We start from the raw sequence: 26,084 nt of genomic DNA on the forward strand, positions 1-26,084 counted from the left end.
GAAGAAGCAAAACCAGTTTCCCCAACATAAACATACAATGTAGTTAGTTTATTTAATGTAAGTTCGCCTTTAGAATATCCGCCTCTAGCATCAGTATCCCAAGAAGAATTATTAATACCGCCAGAAGAAGCATAAATTTTACCAGTATATTTAATTCCAGCGAGTTCAGCTAATTCTTCATCTATGATTCCAACAACTTTGTCTGTAGACATATAAAGCACATTCCTTTCTAAGATAATTTATTGCTAAAATTATTAAAATTAAATATCTATATTTAAAGTATAGTTTATTCGAAAAAGAAAAGATAGTATAATATAGTTTTTTCATATCTGACCTTACATAACCTCTTTTTATATGATTTATAAATGGTAACTAAGGCTCTATTTTCAAATTATTTTTGGAAAATTTTTAGTTTTTTAAGCTTATATTATATATATATCATTTTTTACTTGAAAATATATATATTCTGAATTATTATAATAGTAAGAATTGAAATGAAATTAGGCAAGGCTGTTGAAAGATTTTATGATTAGATATGGAGAAAGTATAGTAGACTTTTGTTTGTACAGAATAATAATGCATGTTTTATTTTAAAGTGTTCTATGATAATATTATTTTTATATATCAAATAAATTACCAACAGGAGGAAATTATGAACGCTCAACAAGAAGTATATAAAAAATTGGATGAACTAAATATATCTTATGAAATTGTAAATCATCCTGCAGTCTATACAATTGATGAAATGGAACAATTAAAAACACTACAAATGGAGTTTGTTGTAAAAAATTTATTCCTTCGTGATTCTAAGGGTAAAGAGCACTTTTTAGTTGTCTTAGGTAAAGATAAAAAAGCAGATTTAAAGGATATACGCAAAAAAATTGATAGTAAACCTCTTAGTTTCGCTTCTGAAGAAAGACTTGAAAAATATCTAAAACTTACTAAGGGAGCTGTAACACCTTTTGGTATACTAAATGATACTGATGCTATTGTAAAAATTGTATTTGATAAAGATTTATTGAAAATGGATAAAATAGGTATACATCCAAATGACAATACTGCCACTGTATTTTTAAAGTTTGAAGATTTAAAAAGGATTATAGAAAAAAATGGAAATGAAATATACTATGTAGAAGTATAGTTTTATTATTTTACATATAATAAATGATAGATAAAGTGGGTACCTCAAAATAAAAATTTGAGTCATCCACTTTTTTATACAAAAAATAGAAAGGGGGGTTCATAAGAACCCCTAGTATAATTCACACTACTTCCATAGGATGAACTCTGTATTTTCAATGTTTAAATCGCCTTTTGGGACAATTGTGAATCATTTGAACTCAATCACGCAGGTATCTCTTTTATTTTCTATTAAGTCATATCATCCCTAAGCGCATCAATAATATTTTCTCTTTTTATTTTACTAATGGCATACAACATTGTAATGAACACTATAAAGAGAACGACAAACACGCTGATTCCGATACTGGTCCATGGAAGTACAAAATCTATATCATCTTTGACCATTCCTTTATGAATTAGCCAGGAAGAAATTACAGCTATAGGAAGTCCAAAGAGCAGCGACCTCATGCCATAAAAGGCACACTCAAAATTCATCATCTTCTGAAAATCACGTTCAGACATTCCCACAGAGCGAAGCATGGCAAGTTCACGACGGCGTAGCTTGATATTTGTGGAAATTGTGTTGAATACATTGGCTACTGCAATCAGCGAGATCATAATTATAAAAGTATATGCGAACACATTGGCAATAAAGATGTAATTACGGTTTTCGTCCATCATTCCATACATATTGTACAGGTTGTACTCAGCCGTAATCCCTTCCCTCTCGATGATTTTCTCCATTTCTGCAACTGACTGATTGGGATTCTTTGATTTAAAACTCAAGCTTTTAATTCCTTTAGAAATACTTGGAGTCTCAAACGAATCTTTGACCGAATAAGGTGCCAACACCCTGAAGCAGGCTTTCCTCATCTTTGAGTTTCTGACACCTGGTGGAGAATCAGGTGGCACGACTTTTACAAATGAAATGTTTACATTTTGCCTATCGACTGTGTTCGACTTGCTATCAGCTTCAGGAGTAAGTTTAAGATTTATGGAAGAATTTGTGAAGATATCAATAGTATGGTCATCCTCCACCATCATTGAAACGGCAATCATTTTTGCATTTTGCCCAGTGTACTCTTCTGTTGGCAACCCCAGACTTTTGATAATATTCAGATACGTACTGTCATCAAGAAACTGCATATCTACTGGCATATCAACCGTTTCAGATGGCGAATGTGAACCTTCATAGTTCAAGTAATCATCTGTAAGTTCACTTACTTTAACAACACATGAATAGGTCATAAGTTCTTGATACAAGCCTTCATACACACCATTGGTAGTCTTCAGCTTATCGTATAGCTGTAGCATTTTACTGTCATTCATGTCCTGTGTGGAAAAAATGATGTCCTGGTCAGTAACCTCTGATGCCTGATTTGAAACTTGTTTCAAATCAGCTACCAAAGCACTGGTCGATATGAACAGCACTATACTTAAAACAAGCGATAGCACAATACTACGATAGCGTTTCTTGTTTCTTTTAAAATTCTTCAGCGCCAGAGTTCCCTCCAGACCGTAAATACGCTGTTCAAGCTTTGATATCCTTACTGCTTTGGATTCAATTTTCACCTCGTTCGTCTGGCGAATACACTCCATCACTGGTTTGCTGGCAGCCTTTCTAGCTGGAATATAAGCCGATATCAAGATGGTAACCATGCTGACCACTGCCGCAACGACGATTGCTGGGATGGACAACGTCAAGGTCAAAGGTACATTGGTGTAGAGAACATTTGCGAAATTTTTGGAGATAACAGAAATAACAAGTCCAATACTAACTATACCAACCGCAACACCAATTGGTATGCCAACAGCACCAATGCAAAGACCTTCAAATAAAACTGAATTACGTAGCTGCTTTGCTGTAGCTCCAACAGATGAAAGGATTCCAAACTGCTGTGTGCGTTCGTTCAACGACATGTTAAACGAATTATATATCAGAAAAATCGATCCGAGCATGATTATGGCGACCACAATACCACCAACTGAGTACAAAAGCATATTGAACAAGTTATTGTCGGAAATACCCATGAAACGCAACACATTATCATTTAAAACGTAAGCATGGTCTCCAGTACTGTTTGTATATGAATGAACCTGACGTGGATTTTTCAACGTGACAAACAGGCTAAGGCTGTCAGCCTTGATTTGTGCATCCGCTTTGGTTATCAATGTGTATCCTGGTGCGGAAGATTCCTCAAAGACAGGCCTTTGGCAGGTACCAACAACTGTGTAGCTTCTCTCGCCTTGTGGAACAAGAGTTTCATCTCCAGCAGTATATTGGTCACTCTGACTAAGCTTCTCATTTCCATTCATACGGTTTCCCACAGGCAAAGAAATAGTGTCGCCCACTGCGAACTTGACACCGCCATCTGTTGCAACTTTACCCGAAACAAGAATCTCTCCACTGTTTTCAGGTAATCTGCCAGAAATCAAAGTTATAGGCAAAGTATCAAAGGCTTTTTCGCTGAATCCAGCTATAAAAAGATACGGTTTGTTTGGGTTTTTGTTACCATCAAGCTTTGCATAGCCAATATTTTCAAATGTTGCGGTATTTGCAACTTTATCATTTCCTATCTGTTTCTGTACGAAAGAGGAATTAACATCCAAAAACTCAACGTGCCAACCACCATATTTCTCAATCGAACCATTTACCATATAGTTTTGCAGGGAAATGGCAAGTGTAGCAACTGCTGTAATCATAGCAGCAGACAGAACAACTCCGATAACTGTTACAATCGTTCGTGTGCGTCTCTTTTTCATGTTTTGCAGTGCAACTTTGTTGAAAATGTTCATGGATATACCTACCTCCTTTCATCTCGCGTCACTTTGCCATCTGATATGCAGATAATGCGGTCTGCTTGCAGGGCTATATTTTCGTCATGCGTTACAATGATAAGGGTTTGACGATATTTTTTATTGCTTAATTTCAATAGATTGATAATTTCATGTCCATTTCGACTATCTAAACTACCTGTGGGTTCATCAGCAAGCATTACCGCTGGGGCATTCATTAAAGCACGTCCTATGGAAACACGCTGTTGCTGACCTCCAGAAAGCTGATTTGGTAAATGCGTTTTGCGGTCTTTTAGCCCAAGTAGGTCCATCAAGTCATTTAAGCGTTCCTCATTGACCTTTCGCTTGTCCATCAGTATAGGTAAAGTGATGTTTTCCACAACATTCAGAGTTGGAATAAGGTTATGAAATTGGTAAATCAGTCCGACTTGTCGCCTACGGAAAATGGCCAGCTTTTCATTGCTTTGGGCATATACATCCTGACCGTCCAAATACACCTTTCCGCTTGTTGGTACGTCCACTCCACCGATGATATGAAGTAATGTGGATTTTCCTGAGCCAGATGAACCAATGATTGCAGTAAACTCCCCCTTTTCTATTGTAAGCGAAACATTATCAAGTGCGGTAACTTTGTTCTCGCCCTTGCCGTAGACCTTGCATAGATTTTCAATTTTTAAGAACTCCATTATGTAAGTCTCCTTTCTTATGGTTTAACCATATAATATAACTTTCAACTTACATCTGTGTGACTTTCAGGTGAGAGATTAGTCACTTTGGGAAACGAATTACAAATATCGCGCCACCTTTTTGGTGATTTTTTGCAGTAATCGTCCCTCCCTGTCGTGTTATAATTATTTTACAGAGTGCCAATCCAATCCCATATCCTGTGGCTTCTGCGTTTTTACCACGATAAAATCTATCAAACAAATAAGGTAAATCTTCTTTTTCAAATCCTGTGCCACTGTCATGGATAGTAATCTCAGTAAATAGCGGATTATCCTCACAAACAATCTCAATCTTCCCATTATCGCCTGCACTTTCCATACAATTTTTGAGGATATTCTGAATTGCTTCTGAAAGCCAACCCGAATCACCCTGAATAATCATTCCTTTAGGCACATCTATTTGTAAAGCAATGTTATGCAGTTCAATTGGAATTAGAAATGGTCGAAGTGAGTTGTATATCAAGTTGTTCACATCTATCTGCTCGCTTTGGAAAACTACAATACCTGCGTCTAAGCGAGATAACTTCAATAGGGAAGTAATCAACCAATCCATCTTTACAAATAATTCCTCTGTTTCCCTCACCAATGCCTTTCGTTGATTTTCATCAGAGCTATTTGATAGCAATGACAGAATAATATTCGCGGATGTAAGAGGTGTGCGGAGTTGGTGGGCTATGTCAGCCAACGAATCAGCAAGATGTTCTTTTTCTTTTTTTAGCGCATCGTTTTGTTCCCGAATACATAGTGTCATTTTTGTTATCTCGCTGTGCAGAATGGAAAGTTCGCCCTCGTCCGATTCACCAATATACAGATGGTCAGCATTATGAAGCACAAGATCAATTTGATTAGAAATCTGTGCAATATTTTTATATCGAGCTTTGGTAAAAGAGAAAAACGCTAAACCAAAGGCAGTAACAGAAATAATAGAAAGGATTCCAGCCACCATATTTATTGTAAATCCAAGCGTTACAGTGGTGACAGCCATTAAAGAGAACAAAATAGCAAACTGCTTAAACTCTCTATTTCGAAGCATAATCGTCCCCCAATCTATACCCTGTCCCACGAACAGTCAGAATTATTTGTGGGCTTGCTGGGTCGCTCTCTATCTTCTCCCTCAAGCGCTTTATGTACACAGTTAATGTATTATCATTGACAAACTCACCCGCCGCGTCCCATAATTCATCAAGGAGCCTGCTCCTCGTGATAATACTTTTGGGGTTATTAATAAACACCAACAACAAGCGGTACTCTAAAGCTGAAAGAAAAACCTCATTGCTGTTTTTTTTCACAACGCCACTTGCCATATCGACATGAAGCCCACAGATTTCAAAAGCCGCTTCTGAACGTCCGTTTTTTCGTAGGGCAGTTCCAATTCGCGCAATCAATTCACGTGGACGAAAAGGTTTTGTTATATAGTCATCTGCGCCTATATTCAGCCCAGTAACAACACTCGCCTCATCGCCTGAAGCTGTCAGAAAGATAACAGGAACATCTTGCATTTCTTTGATTTCTGTGCAAACTGTAAAACCATTTCCGTCAGGTAAGGAAATATCAATTAACGCCAAGTCAAATTTATTACTGGAAAGCATGGCAATAGCTTCACCTCGTGTAGGAGCGTGAGTGACTTCAAATCCTTCTGAGTGCAGCAAAAGCATAAGATTTTTAGCGATTGCTTTATCGTCCTCAACCAAAAATATTCGTTTCATTTGTTTTCACCATCCTTTACTTTACTATTTCTATATCGTCCATCAGCTGAAACAAATCACATATTCTTCATTTTTTTGTTTACTTAACCCGCTCAGCAGAGTAATTTCATATCACTATTATGTATGCAATTTCCCAATTTTTCAAGGATTCTTTTGTTGTTATATAGCTCACGCGTAACACCTCCATTGCTATATTATATTTCTTTTGATGGAAATACACAAGTTGAGGTCTGGGTAAAACTGCTTTAACAAGCATCTTTACATTTGAAAATAGTTCTCCATAATGAAATCAATTTTCGAAAGTTCTCATTTTGCATTGTTATGGAAAGTAACCATATTCCTGTAAATACAGGTTTGATAAATGCCTTACCTATATTTACAGTGTCAAATGTACATGTTTATAGTGTAATAAAGAGGGTGAAAGCAACAAGTGCTTTCACCCTCTTTGAATATATAGCTTGTGTCACCCAATAGAATCCCATAATCACTTGCAATCAAAATTCCACTATTTTTTATTACTTTTTCCTTGCAGAAACAAGTAACATCATAGGTCTACGTAATTCATCTTTCATTTCAGGAATCGTATTTAATAATTTCTCTTCTGGTTGAGGTTCGATTATTTCTAATATCTCAAATCCAGTTTTAACTAAAGTATTTAGATAAGTAGTTAATGTTTTATGATATTTTATAACTTCTTCCCCTAAAAAATTTGATTTTCGAAGTCCCTCTATAAAATAGTTATCTACTGGCCAGTGTAAATTGTTTCCATCTTTATCACAGTACCATTCTTGAGCTCCATATGCAGTGAATATAGGATGTTCAACTGAAAATACAAAATCTCCTCCGCTTGAAAGACAATTGCTTATATTTTTACATATATCTTCAAATGATTGAATATAATGAAAAGCCAAAGAACTAATTACTACATCAAAGCAATCTTTTGGGAAGTCTATATCTTCAATAGGTATACATATGTATTTTATATTATCAAATTTGGTTTTATTTCTTGCTTCTTTTAGCATCTTTTCTGAAATATCAATTCCAATAGCAGACTCTGCACCATTTTCAACTGCATATTGACAGTGCCATCCAAAACCGCACCCTAAATCTAATACTCGTTTCCCCTCAAAATCAGGTAACATTTTTTTTAGAGTATGCCATTCTCCAGCACCTTCAAGACCTTTTTTAGAGCGTTCCATATCACTGTATTTACAAAAAAATTCATCATTATCATATTTATTTTGTTTCATTTAATTTCCTCCATTTTAACTGTACTTGTTTAACTATATTTGCCAAAATATAAAATGCAAATCTTCACTACTTTACACAATAACATTTTTTAAATTTATAAAATTAAATTATTATTTATATGAATTAATTTAATATCTATTATTAATAAATTTTGTGCCTATATAATTTATATAAAAACATTACTGTTTTAATTTTATATCTTAATTTACAAATAATCAATACAATCTATTTAATATAATCGATTACTTGAAAAATTCAAATATAAAAATTATTTTTAAATTATTGTAGAAATAAATTCTATAGGTATATATTTTTGTAACAACTACAACAAATATTTAATATTATATATTATTCGGATGTCTTATGGGAGGTATTTATTATGTTTAAAAAAATAATCGCAATTGCAAGTTCTATTGTTATGAGCACAATATGCTTAACTGGATGTGATTTTAACTCTAATGATGAAAATGATAAGTCTGCTTCATCTAAAGACTTAGATAAAGTAACTATTGCAGAAGTTACTCATTCTGTTTTTTATGCCCCACAATATGCTGCTATTACAAAAGGATTCTTCGAGGATGAAGGAATAAAGGTTGACCTTATAAATACTCAAGGTGCGGATAAAACTATGGCAGCTTTAATTTCAGGTGAAGCAAATGTAGGCTTAATGGGTCCTGAAGCTTCCATATATGTATATAATCAAAACAAAAACGATTATGCTGTAAACTTTGCACAATTAACTAAAAGAGATGGTAGTTTTTTAGTTGCCAGAGAAAAAATGCCTAATTTCTCCTATGATGATTTAAAAGGAAAAGAAATATTAGGTGGTAGAAAAGGTGGCGTTCCACTAATGACTTTTGAATATGTTCTAAAAGACAAAGGACTTACTATTGGAGAAAATTTAAAAGCAGGCAATGTCAACGTAAGAACTGATGTACAAAAATCAGTCTGTTTATAACTGTGATTTATAGCATCTAAAATACATATAATATAATTATTACTAAATTTAATGTCAAGATAATATAAAAAGACATAGATGCATCACTCTTCATTTATGTCTTTTTTGTATTATTATTTTTTTCATATATTTCTATATGATATATTAATTAACTTGATGTTTTCTAAAGTTATTCTTAACAAAAGGTAAAAAAATAATTGATAATATTAAACCTGTAAAAATAATCATTGTAGGTAAATCTATTATTAAGTTTCCAAATCTGTAGTTTACATACTCAGAAAATGAGAATGAAATAGCATTTGATGGTAAAATTCGAAGAATCTGATTATATAGCCAATTTGTCTCACTATATTTTAAGAACAGTGGTATAAATAGTAACACTATATCTGTAATTAAAACGGGAAAAGGCGATTTCATGCAAGAAGATAATAAAAGTGTAAATCCAATTAATGCTATTAATATCATATAGATAACTAAAATACTCAATAAGGTTGCTTGTAAAAATGTAACTGGGTATGGTGTTGAGCTCACTGTAAGTTGTAATGGTAAATTCCATCCATCTACTCCAAAAGACAATATAAGAATTCCAATAGATATAATTGTATTTATTATAAAAACAATTGTCCCAAATAAAAAGGAACTTATTATTTTAGCTGTTATAACTTTTGTTTTTCCATATTTAGAAGACAATATCACTGAATCAGTACCTGATTGATATTCTCCTGAAAATACAGAAGCTATACTTATACAGATAGCCAATATAGTGAAAATTAGTAAGTCTCTACCCAGTAAAAAATAATTCCAGCCTTCATAATATCCATTTAAATAGGGTTCATTTATTTTCTTATTCTTAGATAACCAAAACTCTTTTTCTTTTTGTGCATAATTTCCATCTGAATATTCACTGTTTAATATTGTATTTACTTTTTCATTTCTAAACTTATAAAAATTAGTTCTATTTTTTAATGATATTGATTGAAGTATCATAGAATTAAAATCATTTGGTGCATTATATGATTCTGTTATAAAGTTATAAAATGTTTTGTTTGGATAAAAGAATCTCCAATAAACGCCTTGCTTAAAACTTGAAAATCCATTTTCATCTTTTACAATATTATTTGTATTATTAAAATTTTTTTGATATTCTCTGATTGAGTTTTCTATTTTTTTATCTGTTATGTATCCCTCGTTTAATTTAGATTGTTGTTTTGAAAGTTCAATAGCTTGTAGCCCTCTATACTCTTTACCATTCTCATCATAGGATTTTTCTTTGAGTGGCATTAAGGCAAAAAGAAATATACTTAAAATCAAGCTTCCTAAAACAACTGCTATTGTAGACTTTCTTTTTATTATCTTTTTTAATTCAAACTTAATTAATGTAGACATATTTATCCCCTCACACATATTTATTGTACTTCATTAAAACAATATAAATATAAATCTTCTAATGTTGGTCTTAGATTACATGCATTATCATGTGGTTTTATATCACTTATAATTCTAAGAGTGGCAACACCTCCAGAGTGATGAATATTTACCAAACAATATTTACTAGCCATATAATCTACTTCATTTTCATTAACCACACATTTCCATACTTTATCTTCTATTTTTGATGTTACTGCTTCCACTGAACCATCCAAAATTAGATTCCCTTTTTTCAGTATTAAAATTTTATCTGCAATATGTTCTACATCAGATACAATATGAGTAGATAAAATTACAATTTTTTCCTTGGAGAATTCTGAAATCAAATTACGAAAACGGACTCTTTCTTTTGGGTCTAAACCAGCTGTTGGCTCATCTAATATTAAAATTTTAGGGTCATTAAGCAATGTCTGAGCAAACCCAAGTCTTTGTTTCATACCACCAGAAAATGTTCTTATTTTTTTATTAACGACACCTGACAATCCAACCAACTCTAATAATTCTTGCGATTTTTCTTTTGCGTAACTAGGAGTTAAACCTTTCAATGAAGCTATATATAACATAAACTCTTTTGCAGTAAAGTCTGGATAATATCCAAATTCTTGAGGAAGATATCCAATCATATCTCTAAAATCTTCTCCCATATCCAAATTATTTTTACCATCTATCTTCACTTCTCCAGAGGTTGGGCTTAATACTCCGCAAATCATTCTTATAAGAGTTGTTTTTCCTGCTCCATTTTCTCCTAAGAATCCATATATACCTTCATTTAGCTTGAATTCTATCCTATCTACTATAATTTTGTTATCATATTGTTTTGTTAGACATTCTAAACTTAGTTCCATACAATTCCTCCTAATACTATATATTGTTATTTATTATTTAGATAATAATGTTTTCAAATGAACAAAGATGTTTCCATGTTTTTTTTATTTCATGTATTAATATTACTGATGTCACTAAAAAAATAATTAACCATTGCTCTATTGATTCAAATTGATATATACTGTTTTTAAAAGTACCAAGCATAAATATTAACAAGACAAGAGATGTACCATAAATCATACAATAGTAATTTGTATACTTACCTCTATTTCTATTTATAATTTCTAAGCATCCAATACACATTAAGTTAAAAGGTACTAATATATAAATTATTATATACAAGGTATTGATATCAATTATTTGTTTTGCTAGTAATAAAATAACGCACATAAATAATAAATCACTTACTCCAAAAACAATCATTCTAGTAGCAATAATTTTATGTAATGTATTTTTTGTTGAAAATTCTATTTCCAATACACTATTGTTATATACTTTTGCTATCTCCTCTATATTAGTCAATATAAAAAGTGGAACTGCTACAGAAACCAAGGATAATATTTCATAAAATGAGTTATTATCTCTTGATGTATTGAATAGTAATGCACATATTGTACATAACACTAGAAATTGTATAATCCAGGTTCTTTTTCGTATAAAACCAATTTGAGAGATAAAAAAATCTATACTATTCATCCTTTTATCAGCGTTACTAAACGTCATTTTATGTATTGTTTTAATAGTCTTTTCAAAAGCTGAAACTTCATATTTAGGAACTGTATACTCCATTAAACTTTTTTTGATTTTTTTCTTATTCATAGTTTGCCTCCTTCCATATATGCCTCTAATTTTTTTAAGGCCATACTCATCCTATACTTTGTAACAGATACACTGGAATCCATAATTTTAGCAATATCCTTAAATTTCAAATCATGATAATACCGCAAAATTACTACTTCAAATTCTGTTTCTGGCAATTTAGTCAAAGCTTCTTTTACAAATATTTTGTTTTCTACATCTACTAATTCTTGTTTAGATTCTTCTTTGTCTAGTGACTCTAAATATAGGGGTTGTTTTTTCTTCCAAAAATCCTTACACCTATTTCTAGCAATAACATATAAATAATTTTCAAATTTACCATAGTGTTTATAATTACTTATATTTTTTATAACTGTTACAAATACATCTTGAGTTAAGTCCTGTGCAGTCATTTGATTATCTACATGGCGATAACAATAACAATAGACGCTATTATAATATTTCTCTATTAAAGTATCAAACAATTCTTTTTTACCTGTTTTTATTTGTGCTATAATCCTAGAATCATTCACTATTATCACCTCCATCACTCTATATAACGATTAAAACAAAGATAATCTTCAAATGACTTTATACCTTTAGATAATGCCCTATTTATTCCTTGTTTTGCTGTTTTGTTTAACGCTAAACTCTTATTGATAACTATTTTAAATTTAAGTATAATATATAAAACTAAATATTGATTATAATTTAATTATCCTCTCTTAAAATATCCTGTTTATAAATTTTAATATCCTCTTCAAGAGCTTCTTGTGAGTCACTATTTAATTCCTTATTTATGTATATCTTGTCTATAAAAAGTTTAAGCTTTCCTCTATAAGATAATTTGAATATAATGTATGCAATACAACCACCTAAAGTATTCATTATCAAATCATCTATATCTACAGCTCTTAACTGTGGAACTATAGACATGCAGTTCATAATTAATTGAATAGTTTCTATTGATAATGATATTAAAAAGCTAACTATAATTGTTTTTTTAAAATTTCTTAAACTTGATTTTATTAAACATAGATATAATGTAAATGGTAATAACAACAAAGTGTTGCCAATTAAATTATTTTTTATAAGATTTATATTTGTATACTTATTTTCTATGAAATCTCTAAATGGCAATAGATTTATATTCATTTTTTCATAAATCGTAAATCCTGAGAAATAATTTTCATCTGTATCTATTGGCAAAATGACTAAACTTATTAATATAAATAAATAAAGTATAAATATGTTGACCATTATTTCTTTTAAAAAAATATACTTCTCTTTATTCTTATACTTATTTATAAGTACAATTACCCTAACTATTACCCATATTGGTAATCCACACACAAATAACTTCATTATATCAAATTTCATAATCTACCTCCTTAGTATTTGATCTACCTCCTTAGTATTTGTAATTTGAAAACTTTAAGTAATTTTATCCTTATAAAATTGATTTATCTAGTGTAAATTACTTCTACCATCTTATATAACGATTTACAGTTTCAAAAAGTCAGTATTAAAAAATTATTTTATAAAATATATTCTTTAATATTTATCAATAATAATTTGAAACTTATATACTATCTGAAAATAAAAATAAAAGCTCTCTCCAAATATTTTATATATTTAGAGGTAGCTTTTATTTTTAATAACTATATTTGATTTGGATAATCTAAGGTAGTGTTTATATAAAGTTTATATTTTATTTGAAAGTATAAATGTATCGTACATCAGTAATTTTTTTATCCATAATCTCAATAGTATATACATCATTATTACAATAAAATCCATGTTTCTCATAAAATTTTCTCGCTCTCTGGTTTTCTTCTAATACCCAAAGATAAATATTACTAAATCCTGACAATCTCATATCATCTAGAGCACTTTGAAATATTTCATTTCCAACACCTTTTCCAAAATACTGAGGAAGTAAATACAATGAAACTATCTCGCCCCAATCTTTTAAAGTATCATCCCTTGAGTTGCCATAAGCAATACAACCAATTGGTTTATTATTATCAAAAATCATTTTAGCTGTTATTTTATTGTTTCCAATTAAATCTTTAAAAGTTTCAACCCAAAAATCGTCCTTTAAATCGTCTAAATAACTCTGTGGTATAATTCCCTTATATGCTGTTTTCCAACTTTGAGCATAAATCTTACTTATATTTTCTACATCATCTATTACAGCGTTTCTAATTTCCATCTTCTCCTCCTTAAACATAAAATATTTATGATAGTTATTTTCTATTTTATAATCTTTTATAGTAATAAATTTTAAAAATTATATAACTTACTTTAGTAAGAGTATACCAGTTTTCTTTTATACAATAAATTAAATTTTAAAATAATACTGATATTTCAAATCTTAACAATATTTTATAAGAAATTATCATATGTAATCTAAGTTTTAATGAGTATATTATTAGTTAAAGATTTATTATAAATTAACTAGTGAAGTTTTAATGTTAAGTTTTTAAATATATTTGTCCTATTTTATATCATAAAGAAGTGCTAATTACTAGCAACTTCCTTATTTGAGTTTTGTACTTTTAATTGTCTATCTATCATTATTTTTTCTATTGCTTTATATATTCTATCATCTTTATCCTGTTTTTCTCCTATTGTAAACTTTCTTCCTAGTGTTGTTTCAGGAGATACTACATGGCATACAGTATTTCCATGTAGTACTGTCATGGATATTTTATAACCATTATCGTCTGTTGGAACATCTACATCATCATCAAAGTATGTTATAGTAGTTGTACCATCCAAATCTTTTTCTATCTTTGGCATGCAAATCCCCTCCTCTCTTATATTTTATGTATATTAAAAATTGTCCTATTCTTAATTAATATTTATAAGTATTTAAGTAGTGTAATTTATGAAAAACAGCAATATATATCCAAAATACTCCATACAGTTAAGCACTTAATTAGATACTTTATGTAGTAAATTAAAACCATTATACTCTAATAAAATTAAGTGCTAAACTATGATATACTAAATATAAAAAAATTATATAATTAATAACTTTAATACTTAAGATTTAATATTTAAGTTGATTTTCAATACTAAATCTATACTTTATTATGCTAGTTAATTTGTGCATAAAAAGAGAGGAAGAATTATTTTAAAATAGGTATTATAAAAAGTACAAGGAGCTGATTTTATGGAATGGATTGAAAAACTAAACAAAGCAATTAACTATATTGAAGAAAACATAACAAAAGAAATTGAATATGAACAACTGTCAAAAATAGCTTGTTGTTCTACATATCATTTTCAAAGGATGTTTGCTTATATGGCAGATGTACCTCTTTCTGAGTATATTCGACGTAGACGTATGTCTTTGGCTGCTGTAGAATTACAAAATGATAATAAAAAAATAATTGATGTAGCTTTGAAATATGGATACACTTCTCCAACAGCATTCAATCGTGCCTTTAAAAGTATTCATGGTATTGCACCATCAATTATACAAAAAGGAGAAACAATAAATTTAAAGGCCTTTCCTCCAATTAGCTTTAAAATTACTATAAAAGGAGCTGAAGAAATGAATTATAGAATTGAAAAGAAAGAAGAATTTCGTATTGTTGGTGTATCTCAACGCCTTCACACTGAGTTAGAAAAAAACTTTGAGATTGTTCCAAAAATGTGGCAACAATCTGCATTAGATGGAACTATTCAAAAACTGTTACCTATGATGAATAGCCAACCAAAAGGTGTATTAGGTGTAAGTGTGTGTAATGATTCAGAAGAGTGGAAATACTTTATCTCTGTTGCAAGCACAGAATCCATAGATGATAAATTAGATGAATATACTATTTCACCTTTTACTTGGGCAATATTTTCTGGAGAAGGACAATGCCCACAAGCTATACAAGAACTAGAAAAACGTATTGTAACAGAATGGTTACCTACTTCCGGATATGAGTATGACAATGGTCCTGATATTGAACTTTACTTAAATCCAGACCCACAAAATTCTAAGTTTGAAGTATGGATACCTGTTATAAAAAAATAGCCTATAAATTTAATTTATATAGATATATAGAAATAGAAAGATAGAATTTATGCAAAAGTGAAGTTCTATTTATAATAACAAAGACTTGAATATATATGTGAAAATAAACATGTTAAAAAATAAAATCTATTTTTTACATGTTTATTTTTTATGTTTTAAATATAATCAGTTTACTGCTGAATATAATATATTCAAGGAGTGTGATTTAATGAATGTTTCTATTTATCTGCGAAAAAGCAGAGCTGATGAAGAAGCAGAACACAGAGGTGAGTTTGAAACCTTAGGTAGACATAAAACAACACTACTAAAACTAGCAAAAGAACAAAACTTAAATGTAATTGATGTTAAAGAGGAACTTATTTCTGGAGAAAGTATAGAATATAGGCCTAAGATGTTAGAGCTACTAGATGAAGTTAAAAGTAATAATTATGATGCTGTTTTAGTAATGGATATTGACCGTTTAGGACGTGGAAATATGCAAGACCAAGGATTAATATTAGATACTTTTAAAAAGTCTCAAACAAAAATTATTACTCCTAGGAAAACTTATGATTTGAATGACGAATTTGATGAAGAATATTCTGAATTTGAAGCTTTTATGGCTCGTAAAGAATTAAAACTAATATCTAGGCGTATGCAAAGAGGTAAAATTAAAAGTATTGAAGAAGGTAAGTTTATTGCTCAGTCTCCTCCCTATGGATATGATATTAAATACTTAAACAATAAAGAAAGAATTCTTGTAGTAAATAAAGATAAAGCAAATGTTATTAAAATGATATTTGATATGTATTTAAAAGGAATTGGAGCCTGTAAAATATCCAAGTATCTAAATGAACTTGGTTATAAAACCACAACAGGTAGAACTTGGTATGAAAAAGGTGTAAGAGATATTATAAAAAATAAAGTATATTGTGGCTACATAGTATGGAATAAAGTTGAGAGAAAAAGAAATTCTAGTAGGACTAGAGGCATCGAGGAACAAATGGAAGTAAAAGGAAAACATGAACCAATAATAAGCGAAGAAATATGGAATAAAGCGCAAGATATAAGAAAAAAACGCAGTAACTCACCTACTCCAAACAATAAAATAACCAATCCTTTAGCTGGAATTATAAAATGTGGATATTGTGGTCATACTTTAGTTGCAAAATCTAATACAACATCAAAAGGATATGAAAAATATATAGTCTGCACTAATTGTAAAAACAAATCTACTAAATTATACATATTAGAAAATAAAGTTTTAGAGGTTTTAAGTAAATGGCTAACAGATTATAAGCTATCTTTGAAAGAAGAACTTGTTTTTAAAGATAAATTTGAAGATAATTTAAAATGTACTCTAACATCCTTAAAAAAAGAACTTGAGAACCTAGAGAAACAAAAGGGAGGATTACATGATTTTTTAGAACAAGGAATATATAGTTCAGATGTATTTATAGAACGTTCAAATATACTTACATCACGTATAGAAGATGTTAAAAATTCTATAAATAAAGTAAATATAGATATTAAAATAGCAAAGGAAAAAAGCACTGTTAGAATGCAAATTATTCCTCAACTTGAAAAAGTTTTAAGAGAATACACAGAAGAGAAAGAGCCTTATCTGAAAAATATATTACTTAAAACTATAATTGACCATGTTGTATATAAAAAAGAGCCTAATCAAAAATGCGATGATTTTTCTTTAATACTATACCCCATTATATCAAAAGATTAATTGTATATTTCAATGTTATAAACAGACTGACTACCAATTTGGAGTAATGGCTGGGGCTTTTGCAGGTGGTGAAGGTGACTTTACAACAGCATTTGAACCTACAGCAACTGCCATGGAAAAAGAAGGCAGCGGATATATAGTAACATCTATAGGAAAAGATTCTGGAGAAATACCATTTACAGCTTACTCTACTACTAGATCTTACATGAAAAATAATAAAGATTTAATTCAAAGATTTACAAATGCTGTTTACAGAGGTCAATTATGGGTTCAAAAAGCTCCTAGTAAAGAAATCGCCGAAGCTATGCAACCTTTCTTTGAAGATATATCTCTAGAAGATTTAGTAACAGTTGTAGATAGATATAAGTCAATAGATGCATGGTCTCAAAACCCTGTATTAAAAGAGGAAGGTTTAAATAAACTAATGGATGTTATGAAAGAAGCTAAGGAATTAGACAAAGAAGCCCCTTACAAAGACATAGTAAATACTGAATTTGCAAATAATGCAATAAAAAATATAAAATAAATATGCATCAGTTTTAACTAAAAGCTTACAAAAATTATAAAAAGAGTCTTTTAAAAGACTCTTTTTATAATTGAGATTAAAGTTTATATTAAAAAATAGAAATTAAAGTATCGTAAAGATACCTATATATCTATCCTCTGTATTCTGCTCCAGCATTGATTTTTGTAATTTGAACAGCAACCATTTCCTCATTGCTTCCATTAGTAATTTCATGCCATTCTCCTGTTGGTACAAAAACAGTATCACCTTGTTTTACATCACACTCATGTTCTCCAAGTTTCATTTTCCCTTCTCCTTTTAAGAACACAAATATTTGTTCACCATTAGGATGTCTATGGGCATTAAGAACTTGATTAGGTTTAAAATAATAAACTTCTGAAGTTATATCATTACCAGCAAATACTGGTATTTTTGGTACTGCTGCATCATTATATTGAGCTAAGCTTCCATCTAATAGATTCTTTTTATTTTCATGCATACTATAAATACCTCTTTTCTATATTATAGATTTACTATTATTATTCCAATATAAAAAAATAGTATTCTCCTTATACATAATAGGAATAAAATTCTTTTACTTGTAACTATGACTCCTTAATATAAATTAAATTTTTTAATGTTTTTATTAAACTTACATCTTAACCTTTTAACACAGAAATTATTTCATTACATATATTTAATGATTATCTTGATTTTCTATTCTAATGTTTTTTTCATAGGTTGGTTTACTTTTGATTCTATTTTCAATATATGTTGAATTTGAAATAGAGTTATTCAAAAAGTTTGTAGAGATAAATTCTAATTTTAAATACATTATTGATGAAAATAAACATAAAAACAATACTACAACAGTGCTTCCTTTATATTTTTCACTAAACATATAATAAACACGTTTTTGAATATCTGATTTTTGATGTAAACCAGCTACAAATTTATTTGAATAATTTAATTTTTTTCTCATCATATTTATGATAATTAAAGCATACTCTTTTTTCTCTTCTATATTACAATTTTTTAAAACTCTTTCATCACAATAAAGTTCACAATCTAAATCTATAATCTTATCCATAATATACATAAAAGGATTAAACCAATAAACACATTTTAAAAATAACACTAAATATTTAATATAAAGGTCTTTATTCTTAAAATGTATAAGTTCATGTCTAAATATCCATTCAAGTTCTTTTAATGTATATTCACATGGCGGCAAAAGAACACATGAATCAAAAAATGCAGGTGTTTCAACTTCATAAGTGTATTTAAGTTTTATATCTTTACTTATTTTTAGTTCCTTTAATAAATTTTCATAAAGCTTGATTATATCTTTATCATCTATCTCATAAGATAAATCATTAATTAAATTTTTGAGTTTTATATATTTCAAAATATTGTAAATTAAATATACTATTGCACCAATAATCCAAATAAATATTAAAATGCCACTTTTAGAAATAGAAATATTATTAAAGTTTTCTAAGTTTATCTTTTTAATACTATCTTGATATTTCAATGTATTAAATGTAAAAGTATAATATGTAAATGGTAGCAAGAGTTTAATAACTACAATAAACCAGATATAATAATTAAATCTTTTACTAAATCTTTTAAATACACTTATTCTAAATACTAATAAAAGAATTAGGAATAAATTACTTACTAAAACCGTTCTAAAAATATCACTTAGAATCAAACTCATAGACTCTTCTCTCCTATTATATCTATTCTTCAATATGTTTATTTAACAATTTTTAAAAATCAGTTCAATATTAGTATTTTGTATTTAATTTTATGTATAAAGTAATTATAATTGTCATTAGTAAAATTTACCAGTATTATTTTGTTACTTATACTTACCAATAAACTTATTTAATTCTCTCCTTACCAAATCAGGTTTATCACGAAGCTATTTAGGCTAATTAAAATTTATTATATTAAATATAATTTATACTTAAAACTATATTATTAAAAAAAGGCATAAAATATATTATTTTATGCCTTTTTTTAATAGTATAGTTTTTTCAATACTTCTATAAACATAAATCGTTTATTTGTCAGTGAAATGTCAGTAATTTTTTTTGTTTTTTTTATTATTTTTTCATCTTTTTAGGATTCTCATAAACATTATATTTGTATTTATATTTTTAAAATTTATAGAAATCAAGCATATTAATTTACCACTCTAAATAGTTTTCACATTAAATTATTTAAACTTTATATTTTTTGTTTTAGCTATACCATATTTCTACCACAAAGAATTTATCGAATTTTATTTTCATTCAAATCCTTTTCAAATTAAAGACTCGTTGTATCGCATAAATTTCCATTAAAAATACTTGCGTTTCTATTTTTTATTTTAGCAAACTTTTCTTTTATTTTTTTTAATTAAATTCATAAATTTCATTTTTATAAATTTCAGCCAAAATTTATCTCTTCGCACTTTGGATTTTAAATGCGCTCTATAAAACCACGCGATGTTTTATACATATTTCATACAAACTTCCTTAAAATCTATTTAAATGTGTAATTTGATGTTTAAGCTACAAGCGAATCTAAAAAGTTAACTATATTTATATTATGTAAACTAAATTGATTTTTGAAAGCTTCATTTATATTTTTAAATAATCAAGATAAACTTGAAATTATTTTCATAGTAATTTATCTTAATATTATGAATATTTGCCAATAGTACTTTAAAGAAAAAAGGGAAGCATTACAATCTATTTAGATTAGTGCTTCTCTTTTCACTTCTTTTCTTCTTTGTTGAGTTAATAATACTTTCGCAGTTATAGTTATGAATAGGCATACTATTATTCTCATAAATTAATCCATCCTAAAAGAAAAATAAATCTTCAAACTTTTTATCTAATGCAATGCATAAAATCAATGCAAGTTTAGCAGTAGGATTGAATTGTCCTGTTTCTATTGAACTAATAGTATTACGTGATACTCCAACCATTTTTGCTAATGCTGATTGAGATAATTTTGCTTCTGACCTTGCTTCTTTCAAACTATTTTTTAATATCAATTCTTCTTTTTCCATATCACTTCTACCTATAACGTATAAATGAATTTAAAAATACATAGTGCAAAAATAATTAAAGCCCCTATACTTATCAGCAAATATTTTTTCTCATTTATCTTTCTGTAAACAACAAAATAAACAACTGATACATAGCCAGTTAATACAGCTAAAATATCATAGAATGGTGTTACTTTTTCAAGACCTCTCATGTCAGATACAACTACTTTGACTGCGAAAACAACACCACAAATAATCGCTAAAGCAATTGAACCAATTGCAGTAGCTTTTTGACTTACTGTGTTTTCAAATTCTTCGTTTTTTTCCAATTTTGCCTTGTTTAAAACAGCTTCTTTATTCATATCAATTCCCCTTTCTTAAAATACTTGTGTAATGTAATAGATAAAACTACTCAATGTTATAATAGAAGAGAGAAGGATAATAAAGCCACTCTTTTTATTTAATGCCTTAAAACTCCCATAATAGTTCCCAGTTAACCAGCCCCATAATATAGTTAATAATAAGGATAAATCAGTTGTTCTTAATTTTATAAGATTTAAGATAATGAGCGGTACTATTATACCTACAAATAATAAAGTTCCATATCGTTGACCTTTATTTAATACGAATAAATATCCCTCATCTGATTTTTCTTGTCTACTTCTTTCTAAAATTTCTTCTTTATTCATCTATATTCTCCTTTTATTGCCAAGTTTACTTGTCAATTATAATATAACACTGCCAAGTTTACTTGTCAATAACTTTTGCAAAGTTTTATTGTCAAATTAAAAGTATGCAAATCTTATATAGAAATGCACGCTTTTATGATTTACCTTACTATCTTCCAGTTATCGCCTTTCTTCAAGGTCAATTCATACTGTGAAATCTGCATTGGATTTTTACATAAAAAATACTAGATATAAATTTATGATTTATATCTAGTATTTTTATTTGTCACATATCACTTTCACCTATCAAAAACAATTGTTTTCCATATTGCAAAAAATTCTCTTGTATAATATGTTGGAACAAATGAAAGCTTTGACTTACTAGCGTAAAAAGAAATATTTTTATATTCATTTCTAGATGCTAGTATTTTACTCCTAAGAACATGAAAATCAGTTGTTACAATTTTTACTTTTATATTTTTTATTCTTTTTCTACTATGCTCTTCTATCTTTAGCTTTGAATATTTAAAGTTTTCATAAGTATTTGTAGATTTATCTTCTTCTATTATTCTATTGCTATCTATACCATTTCTAACAAGATAATCTTTCATAGCTTTTGCCTCAGTTATATTTTCTCCATTACCCTTACCACCTGATACTACTACATAGCATTCACTATTAACTTTTAAATATTTTAAAGCAGTGTTTAATCTTCCCTTCAATGTAGTACTTGGTGTAGTCTTTTTTACAGAAGCTCCTAAAATCAAAAGATAATCACTTTTTGTCTCAAAACTATTTTTAGGATAAGAGATTATTAAGCTTTCAGTAATCATGAATACTATTAAGAAAACACTAATTAGTATTTTTAGCACTTTATAAAAAACCTTCTTTTCTTTAATTTTCTTTTTTAAGATTCGATAAACAATTAATAGTATTCCTATAACTAAGAAAAATCCACTAAATGAAATACCACCAAAAACTATTTTAAGATAAAAATAGTAAATTATAAATATTAAACCCAATATTAAATTAATCATATTTCTATAATCCTTTTTATTTGTTTTTATATAAAGAAATATCTATGCACTCTATAAGACAGTTATATTCTCCATCTATCCAATTAATCCAACTTGCAATTGATACATTTTCTCCAAATATATTTGTCTCTGTTTTAAATTTTGAATCTCTATTTTCTTTTAATCCATTAATCGGGCAGTTATTACAAGGAATATTAGATTTTAATAATGATTTATAACATTTATCTCCTATTTTTATTTCTAAGTCTAAATTTGAGACCTTATTATTAATAAAAATAAGGTCATAAGTATTCGGATTTACTATATATATATAATTATCAATAGAATCAAGAACTTCTTTTAGTGATAGATTAGAATCTTCATATTCAATTTCACCTTTTAGACTTTCTTCTTTCACACTACCATTACTTATATCGGTTTCAAGTTTATTTTCACATATACAATCATTATAAAGTGAATACTTATCTTTTCCTTTATTCTTTGCATAATAAAGTGCCATGTCTGCTTTTTTATAAAGTTCTTCAAATACAGCTCCATGTTCTGGTACGAATGAAATTCCAACTGTACCAGATATCTTATACGTTTTTTTATTTCCAGTATAAGAATTTCTAAATATATTACATATTTTTTCTGCTTTACTTTTAGCATTTTCAAAAGATTGAATATTCTTTAAGAATACTATAAATTCATCACCACCAATACGCCCCACTATATCATTATTTCTAAATATAGGCTTTAGTTGTTTAGAAACTTCATACAAAACTTTATCTCCAAAAACATGTCCTAAATTATCATTTATTGATTTAAAATTATCTATATCAATAATTAAAAAGGCATGAATTCCTGAATTTGATTCTTCTGAATTTAGAAAATCATTAATAAGATTTTCTGTAGTACCCTTATTATATAATCCTGTTAAAGTATCTCTTTCAGCTTTTAATTTTAATTTAATTTCTTCATTTTTCTGTTCGTCGATATCTTTAATATAAGCAAGTGCTTTTATATCATTCGTAATAGAGTCTTTTATTAAATGCATTGTACAAAGTACCCAAATCATTTTATCATCTTGATTCATTCTTCTATATTCCAACTTTATTTCACTTATATTATTTTTATAGGCTTCTAATAAATGTCTACATAAAAATGTATTTAAAAAGACTTCTTTATCATCTTTATAAATAACAGTCTCTGATATAGATTTTACCATTTCAGAGTAGTCATTGCTTGGTTTAATTCCAAATTGTAGATACCATTTTTCATTACCCCTTATAAAAATATCCTTTGATACATTTATTTCATAGGTTATTATTGCTTCTGATAATATAGCGGAATGATATTTGTATGCTTGATTATATCTTATTTCTGCTTCTTTTTGTTCACTTATATCTTCTTGTATCCCAATAGCTCTTATAGGTTTAGCATCTTCATCAAAAATAGTAGTTAATGTAATTTTGTTCCATATGTAGCCTTCATCTGGAATTCTTATTTTAACAACACAACTTGCAGTTTTTTCTCCATTTATTATCTTCTCATACATTTTTATAAAATCTTCACTAAAGTCTTTATAAATAATTCCTGCTTCAACTAAGGAATAAGGAACATTTTCATTTATTTTATCAATATTATAATTTTCCATACTCTTATTAGTATTTACAAGAGATTTTGTATTTATATCATACTCAAATATAATATTTGATGTTTGATTTAATGCAATTCTAAATCTTTCTTCATTAATTCTAAGTTTTTGTTCTGCATTTTTTAAATCAGTTATATCAGTTAAAATCCAAATTCCTTTTTTACTATCATCACTATCAGTAATAAGCCTTCCTTTTAAAGAAACCCATATCATCTTGCCATCACATTTCTTTATTCTATATTCACCTACAGCAATATTTCCAATAATCAACTGATGTCTTAAATTTTCAAGAATCTTTTTTCTATCATCATAAAAAACAAGATTACATGATTTATATTGGAGTTCATCTTCTAACTGTTTACGTGTATATCCAATCATTGATAGATAACCAGAGTTAGCATATTGTATAGTAAAATCTTCATCAAATTCTGTTATAAGTATTCCGCCTAATATATTTTCTGATACCATTTCAAGTTCTAAATTCTTTTGTTCCATTTCTTTTTCTAATTGTTTTGTTTTGGTAATATCTACTGTAACACAATAAAGATATTTTTTACCATCAGGTTCTACTATAAGTTCCCCCTTATCAGATATCCAGACTATATCACCACTTTTAGTTCTAACTCTGTATTCCAATTCAATAGTTTTATTTTTATAAAGTTGTTCAGAGATTTCTTTTTTTACTCTTTCAACATCATCTTTGTGTATTATTTTATAAAAACTATTATTAAATTGCATTTTTATTTCTTCTCTTGTGTAACCAAACAAATCAACAAATCCATCACTTAAAAATTCAAACTCAAATTTTTCATCAACAGTACATTTTTGAACTCCTCCAGGAATGCTATTTGTAATAGATGATATTTCCTTATTGGCTTTTAGAATATGCTTTTGTGATTTATTATTTTTATAGAAGATATATATTATTAGTGCAATAAATAATAAGAACACCTTACAAATTAAAGAAAATGCTAATTGATTTATTTTATCAATATTTTTTCTTACAGTATATTGTGGTATTACTGAGAGAACATACCAGTCATTTACACCTATTGGTGTGTATGTTGCATAACGTTCTTTACCTTTGTATTTATATGAAATAAATCCACTCTTTTTATGTTTTGTATCTTCATATACTTTTTTATAGCTATAACCAGCATCAAAAGAAGCTTCCTTGAATATATCGTATATATTACTACTTGCTCCAACTATAGCATTTGTATGTGAAGATTTCAAAACAAATTGTCCGCTAGATTCAAATATATCTATATATCCTTCACTGTTAAAACTTGTTATGTCAATGAATTCAGCTAATTTATCATTATAGTATGAACCATATAAAACACCAATCACTTTATTTTCTTTGTATACAGGTGTAGCTATAACAAAAGTATCTTTTCCATCAATAGGAGATTTTACTACTTCAGATATGTTACTGTCTCCATTAACAGCTTTCTTAAAATATTGGTAATTTGATATATCAACAACTTTCCCATCGCTAGTACGACTTATTCCATTAGGAGAAGCAATTGATATTCTTTGAAAATCAGATTCTTTTGATATTTTAGCTAATAACGGGATTATCTCAGGATTATCTATAGTATCAAAATATGAAACCATATTCGCTATACTCTTAACAAATGATAATGAACTGTCTAGCTTTATTTTTATAGCATTAGAACTTTGTAAAGATATTTCTTTTAAACTAACTTTATTGTTTTCTTCTTCTTGAACATTAGTTTTAAATGCAAAATCAGAAAAAGAAATTATTGTGAATAAAAATATTAATATAATACTCATTACGCTTTTCAACGATTTTGCTCTTATCACTTA

At 28.4% G+C, this 26,084-nt stretch carries 25 protein-coding genes; 5 read left to right on the top strand and 20 right to left on the bottom strand.

Going from position 1 to position 26,084, the window contains the following annotated elements; all coding sequences use genetic code 11:
* Positions 1-212 (bottom strand): glycine rich domain-containing protein (locus IC174_RS13140; RefSeq protein ID WP_255625507.1); only part of this gene is annotated, 212 nt, incomplete at its 3' end.
* A gap of 440 nt (positions 213-652) precedes the next feature.
* Here IC174_RS13140 and IC174_RS13145 point away from each other — a divergent pair.
* Positions 653-1,141: a prolyl-tRNA synthetase associated domain-containing protein gene (locus IC174_RS13145; protein WP_255621705.1), complete on the top strand. Its 489-nt coding sequence runs from the start codon at positions 653-655 to the stop codon at positions 1,139-1,141.
* Positions 1,142-1,371: 230 nt separating this feature from the next.
* Here IC174_RS13145 and IC174_RS13150 read toward each other — a convergent pair whose 3' ends face one another.
* From IC174_RS13150 to IC174_RS13170, 5 genes are all read right to left on the bottom strand, one after another.
* Positions 1,372-3,918 (bottom strand): FtsX-like permease family protein, encoded by a 2,547-nt coding sequence (locus tag IC174_RS13150; RefSeq protein WP_227483093.1) that lies wholly within the window; start codon positions 3,916-3,918, stop codon positions 1,372-1,374.
* An 8-nt stretch (positions 3,919-3,926) separates the two neighbouring features.
* The gene (locus IC174_RS13155; protein WP_227437334.1) at positions 3,927-4,604 is read right to left on the bottom strand and encodes an ABC transporter ATP-binding protein; all 678 of its coding nucleotides are present in this window, start codon (positions 4,602-4,604) and stop codon (positions 3,927-3,929) included.
* 82 nt (positions 4,605-4,686) lie between these two features.
* Complete coding sequence (locus tag IC174_RS13160; RefSeq protein ID WP_227437332.1) at positions 4,687-5,676, bottom strand: sensor histidine kinase; 990 nt, start codon at positions 5,674-5,676, stop codon at positions 4,687-4,689.
* Positions 5,663-6,349 (bottom strand): response regulator transcription factor, encoded by a 687-nt coding sequence (locus tag IC174_RS13165; protein ID WP_227437330.1) that lies wholly within the window; start codon positions 6,347-6,349, stop codon positions 5,663-5,665. The genes IC174_RS13160 and IC174_RS13165 overlap by 14 nt, the downstream gene beginning before the upstream one ends.
* Before the next feature lie 515 nt (positions 6,350-6,864).
* Positions 6,865-7,599, bottom strand: a complete 735-nt coding sequence (locus tag IC174_RS13170) for a class I SAM-dependent methyltransferase (RefSeq protein ID WP_227483094.1) — start codon at positions 7,597-7,599, stop codon at positions 6,865-6,867.
* Between the two features lie 380 nt (positions 7,600-7,979).
* On the opposite strand from IC174_RS13170, the gene IC174_RS13175 reads away from it, so the two are divergent.
* On the top strand, positions 7,980-8,558 hold the full coding sequence (locus IC174_RS13175) for an ABC transporter substrate-binding protein (RefSeq protein ID WP_227483095.1): 579 nt from the start codon (positions 7,980-7,982) through the stop codon (positions 8,556-8,558).
* Between the two features lie 144 nt (positions 8,559-8,702).
* Here the strand turns inward: IC174_RS13175 and IC174_RS13180 are convergent, their stop codons facing one another.
* From IC174_RS13180 to IC174_RS13210, 7 genes are all read right to left on the bottom strand, one after another.
* The gene (locus tag IC174_RS13180) at positions 8,703-9,944 is read right to left on the bottom strand and encodes an ABC transporter permease subunit (protein WP_227483096.1); all 1,242 of its coding nucleotides are present in this window, start codon (positions 9,942-9,944) and stop codon (positions 8,703-8,705) included.
* Positions 9,945-9,964: 20 nt separating this feature from the next.
* The gene (locus IC174_RS13185) at positions 9,965-10,831 is read right to left on the bottom strand and encodes an ABC transporter ATP-binding protein (RefSeq protein ID WP_227437608.1); all 867 of its coding nucleotides are present in this window, start codon (positions 10,829-10,831) and stop codon (positions 9,965-9,967) included.
* 37 nt (positions 10,832-10,868) lie between these two features.
* Complete coding sequence (locus tag IC174_RS13190; RefSeq protein WP_227437610.1) at positions 10,869-11,630, bottom strand: hypothetical protein; 762 nt, start codon at positions 11,628-11,630, stop codon at positions 10,869-10,871.
* The gene (locus tag IC174_RS13195) at positions 11,627-12,142 is read right to left on the bottom strand and encodes an RNA polymerase sigma factor (protein WP_227437612.1); all 516 of its coding nucleotides are present in this window, start codon (positions 12,140-12,142) and stop codon (positions 11,627-11,629) included. Before IC174_RS13195 ends, IC174_RS13190 begins: the two co-directional genes overlap by 4 nt.
* A gap of 178 nt (positions 12,143-12,320) precedes the next feature.
* A complete protein-coding gene (locus tag IC174_RS13200; protein ID WP_227437614.1) occupies positions 12,321-12,989 on the bottom strand; it encodes a VanZ family protein in 669 nt (222 codons plus the stop codon).
* A 331-nt stretch (positions 12,990-13,320) separates the two neighbouring features.
* Positions 13,321-13,824: a GNAT family N-acetyltransferase gene (locus IC174_RS13205; RefSeq protein WP_227483097.1), complete on the bottom strand. Its 504-nt coding sequence runs from the start codon at positions 13,822-13,824 to the stop codon at positions 13,321-13,323.
* Positions 13,825-14,132: 308 nt separating this feature from the next.
* Positions 14,133-14,414 carry a hypothetical protein gene (locus IC174_RS13210; protein WP_227437616.1) on the bottom strand — a complete coding sequence of 94 codons (282 nt, stop codon included), beginning with the start codon at positions 14,412-14,414 and terminating at the stop codon, positions 14,133-14,135.
* A gap of 376 nt (positions 14,415-14,790) precedes the next feature.
* Here IC174_RS13210 and IC174_RS13215 point away from each other — a divergent pair, with 376 nt between their 5' ends.
* The 3 genes from IC174_RS13215 to IC174_RS13225 all read left to right on the top strand — a co-directional run bounded on the left by IC174_RS13215 (position 14,791) and on the right by IC174_RS13225 (position 17,888).
* On the top strand, positions 14,791-15,645 hold the full coding sequence (locus tag IC174_RS13215) for an AraC family transcriptional regulator (RefSeq protein ID WP_227483098.1): 855 nt from the start codon (positions 14,791-14,793) through the stop codon (positions 15,643-15,645).
* A 208-nt stretch (positions 15,646-15,853) separates the two neighbouring features.
* Positions 15,854-17,362 carry a recombinase family protein gene (locus IC174_RS13220; RefSeq protein WP_227483099.1) on the top strand — a complete coding sequence of 503 codons (1,509 nt, stop codon included), beginning with the start codon at positions 15,854-15,856 and terminating at the stop codon, positions 17,360-17,362.
* Between the two features lie 46 nt (positions 17,363-17,408).
* On the top strand, positions 17,409-17,888 hold the full coding sequence (locus IC174_RS13225; RefSeq protein WP_227483100.1) for a hypothetical protein: 480 nt from the start codon (positions 17,409-17,411) through the stop codon (positions 17,886-17,888).
* Between the two features lie 130 nt (positions 17,889-18,018).
* On the opposite strand, the gene IC174_RS13230 is transcribed toward IC174_RS13225, so the two are convergent.
* The 7 genes from IC174_RS13230 to IC174_RS13260 all read right to left on the bottom strand — a co-directional run bounded on the left by IC174_RS13230 (position 18,019) and on the right by IC174_RS13260 (position 26,081).
* Positions 18,019-18,366: a cupin domain-containing protein gene (locus IC174_RS13230; RefSeq protein ID WP_227436116.1), complete on the bottom strand. Its 348-nt coding sequence runs from the start codon at positions 18,364-18,366 to the stop codon at positions 18,019-18,021.
* Between the two features lie 198 nt (positions 18,367-18,564).
* The gene (locus IC174_RS13235; protein WP_227483101.1) at positions 18,565-19,587 is read right to left on the bottom strand and encodes a M56 family metallopeptidase; all 1,023 of its coding nucleotides are present in this window, start codon (positions 19,585-19,587) and stop codon (positions 18,565-18,567) included.
* 1,134 nt (positions 19,588-20,721) lie between these two features.
* Positions 20,722-20,931: a helix-turn-helix transcriptional regulator gene (locus IC174_RS13240; protein WP_227436112.1), complete on the bottom strand. Its 210-nt coding sequence runs from the start codon at positions 20,929-20,931 to the stop codon at positions 20,722-20,724.
* Between the two features lie 11 nt (positions 20,932-20,942).
* Entirely contained in the window at positions 20,943-21,272 is a 330-nt protein-coding gene (locus tag IC174_RS13245) for a DUF6442 family protein (RefSeq protein ID WP_227436111.1), read from the bottom strand.
* 15 nt (positions 21,273-21,287) lie between these two features.
* Positions 21,288-21,599: a DUF6442 family protein gene (locus tag IC174_RS13250; RefSeq protein WP_227436109.1), complete on the bottom strand. Its 312-nt coding sequence runs from the start codon at positions 21,597-21,599 to the stop codon at positions 21,288-21,290.
* A 278-nt stretch (positions 21,600-21,877) separates the two neighbouring features.
* Positions 21,878-22,615, bottom strand: coding sequence for a YdcF family protein (locus tag IC174_RS13255; protein WP_227483102.1), 738 nt, complete (start codon positions 22,613-22,615; stop codon positions 21,878-21,880).
* A gap of 16 nt (positions 22,616-22,631) precedes the next feature.
* A complete protein-coding gene (locus IC174_RS13260; RefSeq protein ID WP_227483103.1) occupies positions 22,632-26,081 on the bottom strand; it encodes a diguanylate cyclase domain-containing protein in 3,450 nt (1,149 codons plus the stop codon).
* Between the last annotated feature and the right edge of the window lie 3 nt (positions 26,082-26,084).

This window comes from Clostridioides sp. ES-S-0001-03 (assembly GCF_020676075.1).
Taxonomy (GTDB): Bacteria; Bacillota; Clostridia; order Peptostreptococcales; family Peptostreptococcaceae; genus Clostridioides.